Genomic DNA, 16,143 nt, shown 5'->3' with positions numbered 1-16,143 from the left:
TGCCACCAGTGACAACTGAGGTGTCCCATGCAGAATCCGACCTGGCGAAACGGGGTCCACGTCACCAACCAACCACGCCCGATCCGTCGGCGCCTCATCCGAACGGTTGAACTATGGCCATCGCTGTCCGCACCGGAGACCAGCCATGATCACCGTCGATGAGTTCTCCCGCATCGTTTCGGCCATCCACAGCTCGGCCGTCACCCCGGACAACTGGACCGCGGTGGTTGACGACGTCCGGCGCACCCTCGACGCGAAGGCATGCGCATTGGTGGTGGCGGACGGGAAAAACCGGTCGGTCAAAAGCGGCAGCATCCTGGCGGAGGCCCGAACCTCCTACGACGCGTACTACCACCAGGTCGACTACGTGCTCGAGGCCGTCGAAACCAGCCCCGTCGGTTTGATCCGGGGCGGCCGTTCGCTGACGGCGTTGCACAGCCGGTCGGAGTTCCACGCGGACTGGCTGCGACCCCACCAAATGCAGGACGGATTGTTTGTGCGGGTCACCGACGGTTCGGCACCAACTTCCTTCCTGGTCGCGGGGCCGCGCCGCCCGGAGCCATTCGTAAAGCTGGTCAGCGCCCTGGTCCCGCACCTGCAGCAAGCGCTGCGCACCGAGGCGCACCTGAAAGATCTGCATCACCGCAGCAACGGCCTGCACGAGGCCGCGCAGGCGCTGCGCCACGGCGTCGTCATCGTCGCCGCCGGATCTCGGGTGGTGTACACCAACGCCGCCGCCGACCGGATGCTGCGGTCAGCCGATGGGGTGCGGATTCGCGCCGGGCACCTCGAAGCGGTAGCGCCGGGCGTCGACGCCGAGCTTCAGCACGGCATCCATGCCGCGCTGGCGGCCGACAGCACCGAGCGGTGCGGCACGTCATTCGCCTGTCCTCGACGCTGCGAGCTGCGCCCCTACCTCATCGACGTGCTGCCGCTGGATTCGTCGCCGCACGGCGCCATGCTCGTCGTCGTCGATCCCGAAGACCAGCCCGAACCTCCCGCAGCCCTGCTGCGCCGGGTGTACGGACTCACCTCCAGCGAGGCCGACATCGCGTTGCTGGTGCTGCACGGCCACGGCCTCCAGCACATCGGCGACCAGCTGTCGCTGTCCCAGGCGACGGTCAAGACCCATCTGCAGCACATCTTCGACAAGACCAACACCCACCGCCAAGCCGAACTGGTCCGGGTGCTGCTGGCCCTGCGCCCGGTGTGTCGGTGACGCGGCCCTAAGCCCGGCCCGCGCCCAACAGCCGCCGGGTGAGCAGATCCAGGCCGTAGCCGAGTACACCGATCACCACGATCACCGCGACGACCTGCCCGTAGGCCAGCTGGTCACGCGCGTTGAGGATCTGATAGCCCAGACCCGAACGCACACCCAGCATTTCGGCGGGCACCAACACCACCCAGGCGATACCCAACGCCACCCGCAGACCGGTTTGCAGGTGCCCGCGGATCGCCGGCAGCACCACCGCGGTCAACAGCTCGGCCCGGGTGGCGTGAAACGACCGCGCTACCTGCAGATGGCCGGGGTCAACGGCGTGGACTCCGGCCGCGGTGTTGATCAACACCGGCCACACCGCGGCCGCGGCGATCAGGAAGATCACCGGCTCGTCGCCGATCCCGAACAGCGCCACCGAGATCGGCGCCCACGACAGCGGCGAGATCATCCGCAGGAACTGGATGACCGGGCGGGCGGCCCGCTCGGCGGGGTCGCTCAAGCCCAGCAGCAACCCCAACGGAATCCCGATGACCGCGGCCACCAGCAGTCCGGCGATCAGCCGCCACACGCTCACCGCGATGTCGGGCAGCAGCACGCCCCGGCCGAACAGTTCGGTCAGCGCGGCGGCAACCTGCCCCGGAGCGGCGTGCCGCAGCAAAGATTGCGCCGGTGCCAGCACGCTGGTGGCCAACCACCACAACATGATTGCCGCGGCGATGGCCGCCGTCGGCGGGCCCCACCGCCGCAGCGCGGGGGCCGCGGTATCACGCACGGTCATCGCAGTCCACCTGTTCAATTCGGGTGAGGTCGGCGGGCAGACCGAACGCGGCGGGACCGCCGTGCGCGGTCAGCGCCGACCGGACGAAGCTGTCATCGACCAAGCCGGCGTGCACCCGGTCGACGTCGAGCCGGTCGAGAAAGCGCCGGTCGCCGTCGACGACGGTGTCGCCCATCGCCTCGACCAGTCGGCGGGTGAAGCTCGGAAACGGGAAGGGCTGAAACCCGAGCTGTTGCGGCCGCCAGCCCGGATGGGTCAGCCCGGGCTGCGCCGGATAGCTCAGCGCCATGTGAATGGCCGGCGCCGGCTGCGGCAGATAGCCGTGGGCCAGCGTCGTTGCCGCCGCCGCGCGGTCGGCGTTGATGCGGTGCTGGGCGCCGACGATCGCGTCGACGAGGCCCTGCGCGGCCCGCGGTCGGTGTTCAAGCAGGTCGGCGTGGGCCAGCACCACGCAGCAGGCGTGGTCGCGCCAGACATCACCGAGGAAGGTGTGGATGCGCCCGATGTGCCGCAGCTGCGCCATCGCGTTGAACGGGTCGGCCACCACGTACCCGGCGATTGAGCGATTGGCCAGCGCCGGAACCATGTCCGAGGGGCTCATCACCACGAGTTCCACGGTGCGGGCCGCCCGCGAGGCACCTTGGCGCACGACGGGTTTGAGCCCGTGCGACCGCAGCAGCTGCTGCAGGATGATGTTGTGGATCGACCACCAGAACGGGATGGCCACTTGAGCGCCGGCGAGTTGGTCGAGGTCGCCGATGTGCGGGGCGACGGTCAACGCCGACCCGTTGGTGTGGTTCCAGGCCAGGATCCGCACCCGGGATCCCAGCACGGAGCGCAGCTGGATAGCGGTCGGCATCAGCATGTGCACGGCGTCGACCTGGCGGGTGACGAACGCTTCGGCCAGCGAGGCCCAGCTGCGGAACAGCACCGGTTTGGCGGCGCTGACCACGTCGGGCGGGTAGATGCCAGCCGCGTGCGCGATCAGCAGTGGTGCCGCGTCGGTGATCGGCAGGTAGCCGATGCGCAACCGCCCGCTGGTGTTGGTGCGGTCGGTGCTGGCGGCGTGCACCAGGTCGGCGACGCCGGCCAGGCCGCCGGCCGCGGCCAACCCGACCGCGCCGGTCAGCAGGGTGCGGCGGGAGACGGCGACGCTCATTGGTCGGCCGGACGGTAGTGATCCAGAATATCTTGCCGCAGCGTATCTTTCGCCGCGCTGGTTGCGGGACGCCATTCCCGTCGGATCCGCCCATCGGGCCCCAGCAGCAGCACCCGGTCGGCCAGCAGCAGGGCTTCGTCGACGTCGTGGGTGACCAGCACGACGGTGATGCCCAGTTCGGCGGCCAGCGCACCCAGCCAACCCTGCAGGTCGGCGCGGGTGACCGGATCCAGCGCGCTAAACGGCTCGTCGAGCAACAGCAGCCGCGGCCGGACCGCGATCGCGCGAATCACCGCCGCCCGTTGCGCCTGGCCGCCGGACAGTTCGTCGGGGTAACGGTCGGCGACCGGCTCCAGCGCGAACCGGCGGATCAGCTCGTCGGCGTAGTCCGGCTCGAACGCGGCCCGGTGCGCGGTCAACCGCCCGGCGAAACCGACGTTTTCCCGCACCGTCAGCCACGGCATCAGCAGCGGCTGCTGAAACACCACGCCGGTCTGTGGGCGGGATGCGGTCCCGTCGGCGCCCCATTCGATGGTCCCGGCGCTGAGCTCCTCCAACCCGGCGATCACCCGCAACAGGGTGGACTTGCCGCTGCCGCTGCGGCCGAGCACGGCCAGGAATTCGCCCTCGTCGATGGCCAAGTCGACACCGGCCAGTACCGGGGTGTCCCGGTGAAAGCTCTTGTGTCCAGCGGTTATTCGTACTGTGCCAGTTCCCACCGCAGCTGTCCCTCCGAAGGTGATTGGACCGGCAAAAAGGCGGCCTCGCGGAATCGCCGGTTGGCAGCGGTGCCCAGCACGTAGCCGGCGCCGCCGCACAGCGTCGATTCCAGCCGGGTGGCATTGACCGCGGTGGTGGACGCGTCGAGCCGCAGCCGGATCAATTCGGGCAGTGCGGTCCGGTGTGGGGCGCGGGCCGCGGCATACAGTTGCTCACCCAAGGTTCGATGCGCGGTGCGCAACCGCTCGGCCTCGGCGTGGAAGTGTCGGTCGATGCCGGTCGACGTCGCCTGGGCGGCGCCGAGTGCCGCGCCACCGACCCCGAGGCAAAACGCGGTCTGCAGCAGCAGAAACGTCGGCCGGATCCGGTGCACGAATCCGGTCAGGTCGGTGCTGATCAGGTCGTCGGGTCGCACCCGCACCCGGTGCAGGGTGAGCGAGGTCGACGCGGTTCCGGTCAACGCCATCAGCGGTGGCGACGGGTTGATCGTGATGCCCGGCGCATCGGCGGTCACGGCGGCGACGTAGCTTTGGTCGTCGTCCGCCCGTACCGGCAACACGATCAGCGAGTCGGGAAACACGTTGGACGCCCAGCGGATCGGACCGCTGATGGACAGGCCGCCGTCGGCCCGCTCGGCGGTCAGCGGCACGGCACCCAGCCCGGCCACCTGCCGCAGCCCGGCGGCCATAGCGGTGACGCCCACCCGGGTGCCAGCCAGCAGATCGGCCAGGTGCCGGTCGCGCAGCACAGGCGGAGCCAGTTGCAGGTATTCGATAGTCATCCGCTGGGCCCAGGCGGAAAACCCGGCGGACAGGCTGACCGCGGACACCTCCTCGATGACCCGGGCCATCTGGTCCACACCCAAGTCCAGCAGTCCGCGCTGTCCCAGCGTGGCGATGTCGGCGCGCACGTCGGTGCTGCCCGCGTCCAAGGCCGCGGCGCGGTCGGCCACCGCGTCGACCGCGCCGCGCAGTTCGGACACGGCGGCGGCGGTCACGGCAGGTCTTCCAGGCCGTGCAGGCGGTCCACCGGGGTCTGCACCGCGTCGCGGGCGCGCAGCACCGCATCGTGATCGGGGGCGTCGTAAAAGCACAGGCACTTGGCCATGTCTTCCCGGACGTAGGTGCGCAGGAAGTTGACCTCGGGCACGTCGGCGTACTTCGGCGCCTTCGCGGCCTTGCGGGCCAGATAGGTGTCCATATCCAGGTCGGCCGGCAGATCCCACTCCACCAGGTAGCCGGCGGTCGGTCGGGCCGCCTTCACCGCCTGCAGCGCCGGACCGACCAGCCGGACCGGGTCGGGCCCAGCGACCTGGTCAGCGCCGGCGGTAGCCGGATCCAGTGGCGGCGCGGCGTCGTCGTACTCGGCGATAACGAAGACCCGGCCGTGTCCGGCGGTGACCTGCGCCTCAATCAGATCCCCCCCAGCGGCGCCGATTTGGGTGTCGACTTCTTTGAGCAACCGCTCGGTAGCGTCGCGGCCGGCGTCGGCGGGCACCACTTCATACAGGTACAGGACCATCCTCAACTCGCTTTCTTCCACGTGCCATCCACTCGGACTCGACTCGGACGCTGGCACAGACAGACCACTCTGTCTACGCCGGTGCAATCGGCTAGCGTGATGCGAATGGACACCACCGAGCATGTGGCGCACGCGCCAACCGGCGACCGACGTCGGTCCACCGCCCCCGCTGAGCGCCTCTTGGCCACGGCGTCACACCTGTTCGCCACCAACGGGATTCGCGCTGTCGGAATCGACAGGATCCTGCGCGAATCGGGGTGCGCAAAGGCCAGCCTGTACACCTCCTACGGATCCAAGGACGCCTTGGTGCTGGCTTACCTGTCCCAATTGGATCAGGCTGATCGGAACCGTTGGCAGCGTGCGGTCGAAACCGTGACCGATCCGGCGGTGAAGATCCTCACCTTTTTTGACCTGGCGGCCCGCGGAGCGCGTCAACGCGATTTCCGCGGTTGCCTGTACGCCAACGCCGTCGCAGAGTTCCCCGGGGTGCAGTTGGCGCCGGTGCGCGCCCACCGGCGCTGGGTGCGGGCCACCCTCACCGACCTGGTGCGCGACGTGGGCGCACCGGATCCGGCGGCGATCGCGCGCGAGATCCTGCTGCTCTACGACGGCGCGCTGACGGCCTCCAAACTGGAGCGGTCCGTGCAGCCGATCCGGGAGGCCCGCCGCCTGGCCGCCCGCGCTCTCGAGGGCGTCCGATCCGGCGACTGACCCTCACGAATCGGCACGTCAACCGGTGAGCGGATATTCACCGTAGCGACACTGCCAGCAGCGTTTCGGCAACAATGCTTTCTTAGCGTGGCGCCATGCCACGTTCACACCTCATCACCGACTGGGATCCCGAAGACACCGTCGCCTGGGAAGCCGGCAATAAAAACACCGCCCGACGGAACCTGATCTGGTCGGTGGTCGCCGAACACGTCGGCTTCTCGATCTGGTCCATCTGGTCGGTCATGGTGCTGTTCATGCCGCAGGACGTGTACGGATTCTCCGCTAGCGACAAGTTCCTGCTGGGTGCCACCGCAACCCTGGTCGGCGCCGGCCTGCGCATCCCCTACACGCTGGCCACCGCGACGTTCGGCGGCCGCAACTGGACAATGTTCTCCGCGTTCGCGCTGCTGATCCCGACGCTCGGCACGCTGCTGCTGATGGCTCACCCCGGGCTGCCGATGTGGCCGTACCTGCTGTGCGCGGCGTTGTCGGGCTTCGGCGGCGGCAACTTCGCCTCGTCGATGACCAACATCAACGCCTTTTACCCCCAGCGCCTCAAAGGCTGGGCGCTGGGACTCAACGCCGGCGGCGGCAACATCGGGGTTCCGGTGATCCAACTGGTCGGCCTGCTGGTCATCGCCACTGCCGGCAACCGGGCGCCCTACTGGGTGTGCGCGGTCTACCTGGTATTGCTGGCGTTCGCGGGCATCGGCGCGGCGCTGTACATGGACAACCTGGAGCACCACCGAATTGACCTGTCGGCCATGCGCTCGATCCTGTCGGTGCGCGACACCTGGATCATCGCGCTGCTCTATGTCGGTACCTTCGGCTCGTTCATCGGCTTCTCGTTCGCGTTCGGCCAAGTACTACAGATCAACTTCACCGCCGGTGGGCAGACCGCGGCGCAGGCCTCGTTACATGCCGCCCAGATCGCGTTCATCGGTCCGCTGCTGGGGTCCATCACTCGCGTGTACGGCGGGAAGCTGGCCGACCGCATCGGCGGCGGGCGGGTCACGCTGGCCGTGTTCACCACCATGATTCTGGCGGCCGGGCTGCTGGTCGCCGCCAGCACCAACCAAGGCCATGGCGTGGCCAACACCGCCACCATGGCCGCCTACGTGGTCGGCTTCGTCGCGCTGTTCGTCCTGTCCGGGATCGGCAACGGCTCGGTGTACAAGATGATCCCGTCGATCTTCGAGGCCCGCAGCCGTTCGCTGGACCTCACCGAGCCCGAGCGTCAGCAGTGGTCGCGGGCGATGGCCGGCGCGCTGATCGGATTCGCCGGCGCCGTCGGCGCTCTGGGCGGGGTGGGCATCAACCTCGCGTTGCGTCAGTCCTACCTGACCAGCGGTTCGGCGACCACAGCGTTCTGGCTCTTCGTCGTGTTCTACCTGGGTGCCGCCACACTGACCTGGATGCGGTATGTGCGCCGGCCGGTGTGGGCGACCGCGCCGCAGGCCGCGCTGGTGCGCGTGTAACCCAGATCACCGCCAAGAGCGGGGTGCGGCGACCGCCGCACCCCGCTCTTGCTTTCCCGCGCTCATGTGCCGCCAGGCCGATGCGCCCTGTAACAAGGGTGTTACACGGCAGTAGGTACGAAACCCGTTGCGGCACCCAAATAGTGGCCACCGTCACACCCGTTACGCACCAAAGCAGATACCCAGGAAATCCCCAAGAAGCACGGAGCGTCATCACAGCGCCTGCTGCGTATGCTCATTGCAACTTAGTAGACGCAAATGGCTATTACCCTCGGCCGCCACCGACTTCAAGAGACAAGAGAGTTTGATGCTCCTAGAGTTCTGGGAGAACTTCCGCCACAACCTGTTCAAGCCCCTGCTGCTGTTCTTCTACCTCGGCTTCCTGATTCCGATCCTGAAGGTGAAGTTCGAGTTCCCCAGCGTCATCTATCAGGGCCTGACCATGTACCTGCTGTTAGCCATCGGCTGGCACGGCGGTGAAGAACTGGCCACCATCAAGCCCTCGAGCATCGCCAGCGTGGTCGGGTTTATGCTGGTCGGCTTCGTGTTGAACCTTGCGATCGGGTTCGCAGCCTTCCTACTACTGAGCTGGATGACCTCGCTGAGGCGCATCGATCAGGCGACGATCGCCGGCTACTACGGGTCGGACTCGGCGGGCACCTTCGCAACCTGTGTCGGCGTCCTCGCAACCATCGGCATCGCGTTCGACGCGTACATGCCGGTGATGTTGGCGGTAATGGAGATTCCGGGGTGTCTAGTCGCGCTGTATCTGGCGGCTCGGCTTAGACACAAAGGGATGAACGCGGCTGGGTTCATGCCGAATGAGGCTGGCTATCACCACACGCCATCCGCGACGGCCGGCCCAGGGTCGGCCACCCGGCCGGCCCCCGGACACACGCTCGACATGGAACAGCAGTTGGACGCCGAGCCGGGGCTGGAGGTATCGCTCGAAGAGCCGACGTCTCCCGAATCTGGCGCCACAACTCAGCGCATCGTCTCACCCGAGCTGCTTCGGGAAGTCTTGCTCAACCCGGGGTTGTGTCTACTCTTCGGCGGCATCATCATTGGCTTCGTCAGCGGGCTACAGGGAGAAAAGGTCGTTCACGACGACGACGCCTTCTTCATTTCGGCGTTCCAGGGCGCTCTGTGCTTGTTCTTACTCGAGATGGGCATGACCGCCTCCCGCAAGCTCAAGGATCTGAAGTTCGCCGGCCGCGGCTTCATCGTCTTTGGTCTGCTGGCACCCAACATCTTCGCGACACTGGGGATTGTCACCGCCCACGTCTATGCCGACCTCACCCACACCGCGTTCAAACCGGGAACATACATCCTGTTCGCCGTGCTTTGCGGGGCGGCGTCGTACATCGCCGTACCCGCAGTGCAGCGGCTGGCAATCCCGGAAGCGAGCCCGTCCTTGCCGTTGGCCGCCTCGCTCGCGTTGACGTTTTCCTACAACGTCACGATCGGGATCCCGCTCTACACCGAGATTGCCCGCCTCGCGCAGAACTGGTTCTGAGGGGTAGGACGCAATGGATCAAAATAGTCTGGCATACCACATGAGTCATGTACGAAGTCGGCACTTGGGCATCGAGGGATACCTACGTCGCCGAAGACACCGCCCATGGCGCACTAGGGGATCGTAGACACTCGGATCGACTCCGGCCGACAAATGTCCCGAATCAGTCACCCGGATCGGCAATTAGCCGGCTGGCGATTGGTCGATTTTGACTCCGCATAAAGGTTACCGCGCGCCGACTCGGCAGCCGCGGAATTCACTGTGCGCGAATTAAAAAGCCAGAGGAAATCCTCACCAGAGCTGGAGTCGTCGCAGTGATTACTGGTTTACGTCGCGATTACGCGACGGCAACCGAACACCAATGCTTATGCAGGACCATGACGTAACAGGACGCTGCACCAACTCGGGTCAACGAGGACCGAAATTTCCATCACCGTCTGGAAATTCGGGACTGGACGAAGTCAATAAGGAAGTTTGCGCGAAGCGACGGGTTTGGTTACGAAAGCCCGGCAAGATAGGGGTTTAAGACATGGATTTCGGGATGTTACCGCCAGAAATCAACTCGGGCCGAATGTATTCCGGAGCGGGGCCGGGCTCGATGTTGGCTGCCGCGACCGCCTGGGATGAGTTGGCCACGGAATTGAGCTCGGCTGCATCGTCTTACGGGTCGGAGATCTCCGGACTCACCGCCGGGGCGTGGTCGGGCCCGTCTTCGGAGTCGATGGCGGCCGCTGCCGCGCCCTATGTGGCATGGATGAGTGCGACCGCGGCCCAGGCCGAACAGGCCGCCACCCAGGCCAAGGCGGCGGTGGCCGCCTATGAGACCGCGTTCGCGGCGACCGTTCCGCCGCCGGTGATCGCGGCTAACCGGTCCCTGTTGGCGACGCTCGTCGCGACCAACTTTCTGGGTATCAACACCCCGGCCATTGCGGCCACCGAGTTCCACTACGCCGAGATGTGGGCGCAGGACGCCGCCGCGATGTACGGCTATGCCGGCGCGTCATCGACCGCAACCCAACTGCAGGCGTTCAGCTCGCCGCCGCCGACCACCAACCAAGCCGGGGCGGCCACGCAAGGCACCGCGGTGGCACAAAGCGCCGCCAACTCTGGCAGTTCGACCGTGCAGTCGGCACTGTCGCAACTGACCTCGCTGGTTCCGAACACGTTGCAAAGCCTCGCGACGACCGCCACCTCGACGTCGACCTCGACGTCGTCGGGCACCTCGGGACTGCAGTCGATCATGTCCAGCATTTCCACCATCGCGTCGAACCTCACCGGGGCGTATTCCCCGGTGGGGGTGCTGGGCATCCCGGGCGGCTGGTGGCTGACCGCCACCCAGATCCTCGGCCTTGCGCAAAACGTCCCCGGCGTCAGTTCATTGCTCGCCGGCCCGAAACCGATCACCGGGGCGCTGGGTCCACTGTCGGGTGGATACATGTCGTTGCAGGCACCCACGTTGGCCTCTGGCCTGAGCGGCGGACCGGTCACGGGGGCAATCGGTCGCGCCGGCCTGATCGGCCAGCTGTCGGTGCCGAGCAGCTGGGCCTCCGCGGCGCCGGCCGTGCGGACCGCCGCGATGGCGATGCCGAGCACCGCCTTGACCGCCGCCCCGGTCGCCGCCACCGGCGAGAGCGGCTTGTTCACCGAGATGGCGCTCTCGAGCCTGGCCGGTCGCGCCCTCGGTGGTACCGCCGCCCGCTCGGTCGTGGGTGCCGGTGCGCGCGTTGCGGGCAGCGCCGCGCCCGCCGTCGCGGCCGAGGAGGCCAACACGGTCAACATCATCGTGATCCCAGCCGAGGATTGAGGAGGCCTAGATGTCCTTTGAGACAGCGCAACACGCGGTGCTGGCGGTAGCAGCGGCCAACTTGGCGGGCATCGGTCTATCGATGTCGGCGCACAATGCCGTGGTGGCGTTGCCGACGACGGGTCTGGCTCCGGCCGCCGGCGACGAGGTGTCGGCGTTGATCGCCGCACAGTTCGCCGCGCACGGCCAGATGTATCAGGAAGCTCTCGCCGGGGCTGCCGCAATGCACCGGAAGGTACTCGGCGAGCTGACGTCGCTCGTCGGCTCATGTGCAACCACCGAATCCGCCGACACGGCCGCAGCCGACTAAAGGAGCAGTGCAATGGTTTTCTGGTCATTACCCCCGGAGGTGAACTCCGCGCGGATGTACGCCGGTCCCGGATCGGGCTCGTTCCGGACCGCAGCTGCGGCGTGGGAGGCGCTAGCCGCCGAACTGCAGTCGGCCGCATCGTCGTACGGTCAGGTGATCACCGGTCTCGGCGGGTCGTGGACGGGCCCGTCGTCGGAGTCGATGGCGGCAGCGGCGGCACCCTATGTCGGGTGGCTGTCCAGCACCGCGGCCCAGGCCACCGAAGCGGCCACCCAGTCACGTGCCGCGGCGGCCGCCTACGACACCGCGTTCGCCGCCACGGTGCCGCCCCCGGCCATCGAGGCCAACCGAAGCCAATTGGCGTCGTTAGTGGCCACCAACATCCTCGGCCAGAACATTCCAGCCATCGCTGCCACCGAAGCCCAGTACGGCGAGATGTGGGCCCAGGACGTGGCCGCGATGTTCGGCTACGCCGCCTCCTCAGCATCCGCCACCCAGGTGACACCGTTCAGTCAGCCGCCGCAGACCACCAGCGGGTCCGGGCTGGCCAGCCAGGCGGCCGCGGTCACCCAAGGCACCGGTACCTCCGGCGCCACCAGCACCCAGTCCATCCTGTCGAAGATCCCCGACCTGCTTCAACAACTGGCGACAGCCACCACCAACTACAACACGCAGATGGGCAACCTGCTCAACGGGTTGACGGGGAATTCATCGGCGGGATCGATGTATTCGAGCGGGTTCTCCACGCTGGCATCGGTCACCAAGTTCAGCACGATGGCTAACGACGCGATGAGTGCTCCCAACCTGGGCATGGTGCAGTTCAAGACGTTTTTCCAGCCCCCGGTCGCCCCGGAGATCCCGAAATCGGCGCTGGGAGCCGGGCTCGGGCTACAGCCGACGGTATCCGCCAGCACGGTCCGTGCCGTCTCTGCCGGTGTCGGCGAAGCGTCCACAGTGGGCCGGCTTTCGGTCCCACCGACCTGGGCGGCCGCGACCCCGGCTGTCAGGCTCGCCGCCAACATGTTGCCGACCACCAGTGTGGCCGCCGCTCCCGCGTTCGACATCCCCAGTGGCCTGATCAATCCAGCGACGCTGGGCAGCTTGTCCGGGGGCGCGCTAGGCGGTTCCGCACCACGTGTCGCCAGCGGAGCCCGCGTCTTAAGCCGCTCCGTCTCGGACAAGGAGCAAGCCAAGGGGCCGGTCAAGCTCGATCGGGTCATCGCCCAGCTGCAGCAGCGGCCAGACACGGTGCAGCACTGGCAAACCGACGAGGCCGGCCTCGATGACCTGCTCGCCGAGCTGGCGAAGAAACCCGGCAACCACGCGGTGCACTTGTCGCGCGGCCCCAAGACCGCGCCGCTAACGCCACACTCCCAATTGGGCTAGCACAGCTGGAATCGGGCGTGTTACCTGACGATAACCATCACGCGAAATGAGGATTCGATGCGGACGCTACTAGCACCCTTCGGCGTGGCCACGATGATTGCGTTGGCCGTACCGGCACATGCAGACCCAGGTGTCGACGGCGGAACTCCGGACGCAAGCTTCCTGGCTTCGCTGCGCGCGGCAGGGCTCACCTACAGCGACCCCACTCAAGCCATCTCGGCCGCCCAAACGGTGTGCGGGCTCATCGGCAGGGGTGAGTCAGGCCTGCAGGTCCTCAAAGACCTCAAGACCACCAATCCCGCAATCACCACCGACGGTGCGGCCCAATTCGCCGCGCTGTCGGCGCAGTTTTACTGCCCCCAGCAGTTGACGCCCAACGACGGCGGTAAGTCCAAGTAACTGCCGGCCGTCGAAGGCGCCGCTTACCGTGTCGGGCAGCGGATCTACCCTGCCCAGGTGGGAGTTGGCGCGGCGCGGTTCCGCGTGCCTGGTCCTTATCCGCCAAAGGTGGGACGCGGCATCCGGAAGCGCTGATCCCTCATCCGCAGAACCTTCTTCCGTAACGGAGGCCCTGTCATCCGCGTCAGGGGTCCCATGCTCACTGGCGGTGTCTCACCCGAAATGCTCGTCACGGGGTTTGCCGCCCACGTCGGAAGTGCTCTGAAGCCCGTCCCCGATGGGCGCGGCGGCTGGGCGGTAGTGCTGGCTGCGGGAGTTGCCGATGCCCAGCTCTGCGGAACGGACAAGCCGCCGACCGGTGTCGCCTGGCCTACGCTGGCGAGCACACGGCCACGGGTGGCCGCTGAGCCGGATTCCAACGTCGTGTTCGGCGTGGCGTCGACGAGTCGAGGAGTCGGGTTGGGTTGAACCGCGAGGTTATGCGCTTCAAAGTCACCCTTGACGGCATAGATGAGGTTCACCCACTGATTCGTTGAGTAGGTGACCTGCCAGGCCGGGGTCAGCGGTCCGGCGAGAGTGTTGAAGTCACCAAAGGCGGTCAACAGCGCGGCAAGGGGATCCACGGCGGCAGGGTCAGCCGCGGCGGAACTCGTGGGCGCACCCGATGTGAGGGTCTGCAATTGCTGTGGCGCTGCGAACATTAGCGGTGACACGGTCGACCGGGCATTTCCGGCGGCAGAGGTGCCGACGGCGCGCGCCGCGGCGGCGATTTGACTGGATTGGCCGCCAGCTTTGGTGGTCGGCGGCGGCGGGCTAAACGGTTTAAGTGTGGCTGCCACCGACGAGGATGCGGCGTAGCCGTACATCACCGCGGCATCTTGCGCCCACATCTCGGCGTAGGCAGCCTCGGTGGCCGCGATCGCCGGGGTGTTCTGCCCCAGGAAGTTGGTGGCAACCAACGACACCAACTGTGCGCGGTTGGCGGCGATGACCGGTGGCGGCACCGTGCCGGCGAACGCAGCCTCGTGGGCGGCCGCGGCGGCCAAGGCCTGGGTAGCGGTCTGCTGGGCTTGGACGGCGGTCCGGCTCATCCAGGCGATATAGGGTGCGGCCGCGGTTGTCATCGAGATCGAGGACGGACCCTGCCAGCATTCCGCCAGATCCGAAGTCGCCGTCTCATAGGAGGACGCTGCCGCACTTAACTCCGTGGCCAGCGCCGTCCATTCAGCCGCCGCCGCCATCATCGGTCCCGCCCCGGGGCCGGCATACATCCTCGCCGAGTTCACTTCGGGCGGTAACGCCCCGAAATCGAGCATGAACAGTCCTTGCGGTCGACATGACGGTGGCAACCCGGCCGCTATCCGCCGGTCGGCGGGCGCGGCATCTTGAAGCGGCGAGGCCCGACGCGCAATACGCTGCTGACACTGGCACGGGCCGGCATGCCCGCCATCGGTCCCATGCCCGCCGTCGGCGCCGCGCCGACCACGCCTGGGCTCGCTTCCGTGGAGGGGGCCGCAGCGGAATTGGTCTCCGGACCCCACAGCGGTTCGTTGCCGAGCAGGGGCGCCGGTGTTGGCGGCCTCCAGCTCGGTGGGACCGATAAGCCGCCGACCGGTGCTGCCCCGCCCACATTGGCAGCCACTGGTGGACGAATGCCCGCCGGGCCCGACTCGAACATCTTCGGCATGCCGCTGACGGGAGGTGGTGCCGGTTGGGGTGGCGGAGCCGGCTTGGGTTCTGGAGCCGCCGTATGTGTTTCGAAATCCCTTTTTGCCGCATAGCCCATGCTGCCCGCCGACGTGTATGTACGGCTAAGGCCGGCTCCGAGATTCACCGGTGAGGTAAGGGTATTGAAGTCGCTGAACGCGGTCAGCAGCGAAGTGGACACCGACGAAGACGACGCCGACGACGTGGCGGCAGAGCTCGTGGTTCCCCCTGCCGCCAAGGCTTGCAGCTGCTGCGGCACCGCGGACATCAGCTGTGACAGCGTTGTCTGCGAATGCCCGGCGGCTGAGGTGCCGACCGCCTGGGCCACCGCGGCGCCCTGGCCGGATTGCCCGGCCGGGTTGGTGGTCTGCGACGGCTGGCTAAACGGCGTCAGCCGGGTCGCGGCCGCCGACGACGCGGCATAGCCGTACATCGCCGCGGCATCTTGTGCCCACATTTCCGCGTACGCCGCCTCGGTGGCCGCGATCGCCGACGTGTTCTGCCCGAGAAAGTCAGTGGCGACCAAGTTCGCCAACTGGGTGCGGTTGGCCGTGACCAGCTTTGGCGGCACCGTCGCGGCGAACGCCGCCTCATAGGCAGCGGCCGCCGCCCGAGCCCGCCGAGCCGCCTCCTCGGCCTGCGCCCCGGTGCTCGTCGCCCAGGCCACATACGGCGCCGCAGCAGCAACCATCGCCTCCGACGCACCGCCCGACCAATTTTCGCCTTGCAGTCCCGAGATCACCGAAGAATAAGTGCGGGAAACCGAATCGAGCTGGCCGGCGAGCCCGTCCCAGGCCGCAGCGGCCGCCATCATGGATCCCGCGCCCGAGCCCGAATACATCCGGCCCGAGTTCACCTCGGGCGGCAAAGCTCCGAAGTCCAGCATCCAGATTCCTTTCTGAACGGTCCGTAACGTCCCTTCTCAACCGGGCTCGGTCAGCGCGGTCATCGTCATACGCGTTGGCGGGCACGGTCATGCGGTCAAGAACGACAGAATTCGCCGAAGAGTTCTCTTGAGAATTTGGCGCGGGGCATTCACGCCACGCTCGCGCTGGGGACCTTACGATCCCCGGCTACGCCATTGCCGATGCCTTCGGCGTTGTAGGCATGCGTCAGTACCAACGCTGTGTCGCAACGTCGAAACGTCGACGCTGCGCCAAACACGCCGACTTTCAATCAAACGCACGCTTCTGGCGTGCGCCCAACCGGAACAGGTCGTCGAATCTTGGCCTATCAGCGTGTCGGCCGACACCGCGTGGCCCTCGGTACCCAGCGCTACGACCTGAAGCCGAGCGGCACCGCCGCGCGCTTCAACGACGTCCAACTGGTTACTGATCGGCATCTTAAGCATTCTCCCACTCCGATAGATAAAGCGTAATAGGCCGACGCTGTGAATTCGATGATGTGACACTGGAGATGGACTGGAAATATAGGT

At 67.1% G+C, this 16,143-nt stretch carries 15 protein-coding genes; 8 read left to right on the top strand and 7 right to left on the bottom strand.

Annotated features, from left to right (window positions below; all coding sequences use genetic code 11):
* Positions 1–145 precede the first annotated feature (145 nt).
* Positions 146–1,219 (top strand): helix-turn-helix transcriptional regulator, encoded by a 1,074-nt coding sequence (locus tag ACAG26_RS17260; protein WP_370484287.1) that lies wholly within the window; start codon positions 146–148, stop codon positions 1,217–1,219.
* Between the two features lie 7 nt (positions 1,220–1,226).
* Here the strand turns inward: ACAG26_RS17260 and ACAG26_RS17255 are convergent, their stop codons facing one another.
* From ACAG26_RS17255 to ACAG26_RS17235, 5 genes are read right to left on the bottom strand one after another with little or no spacing between them, the layout of a single operon-like run.
* Complete coding sequence (locus ACAG26_RS17255; protein ID WP_370484286.1) at positions 1,227–1,997, bottom strand: ABC transporter permease; 771 nt, start codon at positions 1,995–1,997, stop codon at positions 1,227–1,229.
* Positions 1,984–3,156, bottom strand: coding sequence for an ABC transporter substrate-binding protein (locus ACAG26_RS17250; RefSeq protein ID WP_370484285.1), 1,173 nt, complete (start codon positions 3,154–3,156; stop codon positions 1,984–1,986). Before ACAG26_RS17250 ends, ACAG26_RS17255 begins: the two co-directional genes overlap by 14 nt.
* Positions 3,153–3,875 (bottom strand): ABC transporter ATP-binding protein, encoded by a 723-nt coding sequence (locus tag ACAG26_RS17245; protein ID WP_370484283.1) that lies wholly within the window; start codon positions 3,873–3,875, stop codon positions 3,153–3,155. Before ACAG26_RS17245 ends, ACAG26_RS17250 begins: the two co-directional genes overlap by 4 nt.
* Positions 3,851–4,873, bottom strand: coding sequence for an acyl-CoA dehydrogenase (locus ACAG26_RS17240; protein WP_370484281.1), 1,023 nt, complete (start codon positions 4,871–4,873; stop codon positions 3,851–3,853). The genes ACAG26_RS17245 and ACAG26_RS17240 overlap by 25 nt, the downstream gene beginning before the upstream one ends.
* Complete coding sequence (locus ACAG26_RS17235) at positions 4,870–5,397, bottom strand: DUF4242 domain-containing protein (RefSeq protein ID WP_370484279.1); 528 nt, start codon at positions 5,395–5,397, stop codon at positions 4,870–4,872. The genes ACAG26_RS17240 and ACAG26_RS17235 overlap by 4 nt, the downstream gene beginning before the upstream one ends.
* A 105-nt stretch (positions 5,398–5,502) precedes the next feature.
* Between ACAG26_RS17235 and ACAG26_RS17230 the strand changes: the two genes are divergently transcribed.
* The 7 genes from ACAG26_RS17230 to ACAG26_RS17200 all read left to right on the top strand — a co-directional run bounded on the left by ACAG26_RS17230 (position 5,503) and on the right by ACAG26_RS17200 (position 13,001).
* A complete protein-coding gene (locus ACAG26_RS17230) occupies positions 5,503–6,108 on the top strand; it encodes a TetR/AcrR family transcriptional regulator (RefSeq protein ID WP_370484277.1) in 606 nt (201 codons plus the stop codon).
* Positions 6,109–6,203: 95 nt separating this feature from the next.
* A complete protein-coding gene (locus ACAG26_RS17225) occupies positions 6,204–7,586 on the top strand; it encodes a nitrate/nitrite transporter (RefSeq protein ID WP_370484275.1) in 1,383 nt (460 codons plus the stop codon).
* Positions 7,587–7,893: 307 nt separating this feature from the next.
* On the top strand, positions 7,894–9,102 hold the full coding sequence (locus ACAG26_RS17220; RefSeq protein ID WP_370484273.1) for a sodium-dependent bicarbonate transport family permease: 1,209 nt from the start codon (positions 7,894–7,896) through the stop codon (positions 9,100–9,102).
* A gap of 529 nt (positions 9,103–9,631) precedes the next feature.
* On the top strand, positions 9,632–10,906 hold the full coding sequence (locus tag ACAG26_RS17215; RefSeq protein WP_370484272.1) for a PPE family protein: 1,275 nt from the start codon (positions 9,632–9,634) through the stop codon (positions 10,904–10,906).
* 10 nt (positions 10,907–10,916) lie between these two features.
* Positions 10,917–11,216, top strand: a complete 300-nt coding sequence (locus ACAG26_RS17210; RefSeq protein WP_370484270.1) for a PE family protein — start codon at positions 10,917–10,919, stop codon at positions 11,214–11,216.
* Between the two features lie 12 nt (positions 11,217–11,228).
* Positions 11,229–12,602, top strand: coding sequence for a PPE family protein (locus tag ACAG26_RS17205; protein ID WP_370484267.1), 1,374 nt, complete (start codon positions 11,229–11,231; stop codon positions 12,600–12,602).
* A gap of 57 nt (positions 12,603–12,659) precedes the next feature.
* Positions 12,660–13,001 (top strand): DUF732 domain-containing protein, encoded by a 342-nt coding sequence (locus ACAG26_RS17200; protein WP_370484265.1) that lies wholly within the window; start codon positions 12,660–12,662, stop codon positions 12,999–13,001.
* A gap of 95 nt (positions 13,002–13,096) precedes the next feature.
* On the opposite strand, the gene ACAG26_RS17195 is transcribed toward ACAG26_RS17200, so the two are convergent.
* Positions 13,097–14,317, bottom strand: a complete 1,221-nt coding sequence (locus ACAG26_RS17195) for a PPE family protein (protein WP_370484263.1) — start codon at positions 14,315–14,317, stop codon at positions 13,097–13,099.
* 41 nt (positions 14,318–14,358) lie between these two features.
* Positions 14,359–15,594 (bottom strand): PPE family protein, encoded by a 1,236-nt coding sequence (locus ACAG26_RS17190; protein ID WP_370484261.1) that lies wholly within the window; start codon positions 15,592–15,594, stop codon positions 14,359–14,361.
* Positions 15,595–16,143 lie beyond the last annotated feature (549 nt).

The organism is Mycobacterium sp. pUA109 (assembly GCF_041287095.1).
Lineage (GTDB): Bacteria > Actinomycetota > Actinomycetes > Mycobacteriales > Mycobacteriaceae > Mycobacterium.
This window is presented reverse-complemented; position numbering and strand designations above follow the sequence as displayed.

Bases quoted from the DNA above. Each gene is read 5' to 3' on its own strand.
- ACAG26_RS17220 (WP_370484273.1), top strand. From the start codon at position 7,894: ATGCTCCTAGAGTTCTGGGAGAACTTCCGCCACAACCTGTTCAAGCCC.
- ACAG26_RS17190 (WP_370484261.1), bottom strand. From the start codon at position 15,594: ATGCTGGACTTCGGAGCTTTGCCGCCCGAGGTGAACTCGGGCCGGATG.
- ACAG26_RS17215 (WP_370484272.1), top strand. From the start codon at position 9,632: ATGGATTTCGGGATGTTACCGCCAGAAATCAACTCGGGCCGAATGTAT.
- ACAG26_RS17195 (WP_370484263.1), bottom strand. From the start codon at position 14,317: ATGCTCGATTTCGGGGCGTTACCGCCCGAAGTGAACTCGGCGAGGATG.
- ACAG26_RS17225 (WP_370484275.1), top strand. From the start codon at position 6,204: ATGCCACGTTCACACCTCATCACCGACTGGGATCCCGAAGACACCGTC.
- ACAG26_RS17250 (WP_370484285.1), bottom strand. From the start codon at position 3,156: ATGAGCGTCGCCGTCTCCCGCCGCACCCTGCTGACCGGCGCGGTCGGG.
- ACAG26_RS17210 (WP_370484270.1), top strand. From the start codon at position 10,917: ATGTCCTTTGAGACAGCGCAACACGCGGTGCTGGCGGTAGCAGCGGCC.
- ACAG26_RS17235 (WP_370484279.1), bottom strand. From the start codon at position 5,397: ATGGTCCTGTACCTGTATGAAGTGGTGCCCGCCGACGCCGGCCGCGAC.
- ACAG26_RS17230 (WP_370484277.1), top strand. From the start codon at position 5,503: ATGGACACCACCGAGCATGTGGCGCACGCGCCAACCGGCGACCGACGT.
- ACAG26_RS17205 (WP_370484267.1), top strand. From the start codon at position 11,229: ATGGTTTTCTGGTCATTACCCCCGGAGGTGAACTCCGCGCGGATGTAC.
- ACAG26_RS17260 (WP_370484287.1), top strand. From the start codon at position 146: ATGATCACCGTCGATGAGTTCTCCCGCATCGTTTCGGCCATCCACAGC.
- ACAG26_RS17255 (WP_370484286.1), bottom strand. From the start codon at position 1,997: ATGACCGTGCGTGATACCGCGGCCCCCGCGCTGCGGCGGTGGGGCCCG.
- ACAG26_RS17200 (WP_370484265.1), top strand. From the start codon at position 12,660: ATGCGGACGCTACTAGCACCCTTCGGCGTGGCCACGATGATTGCGTTG.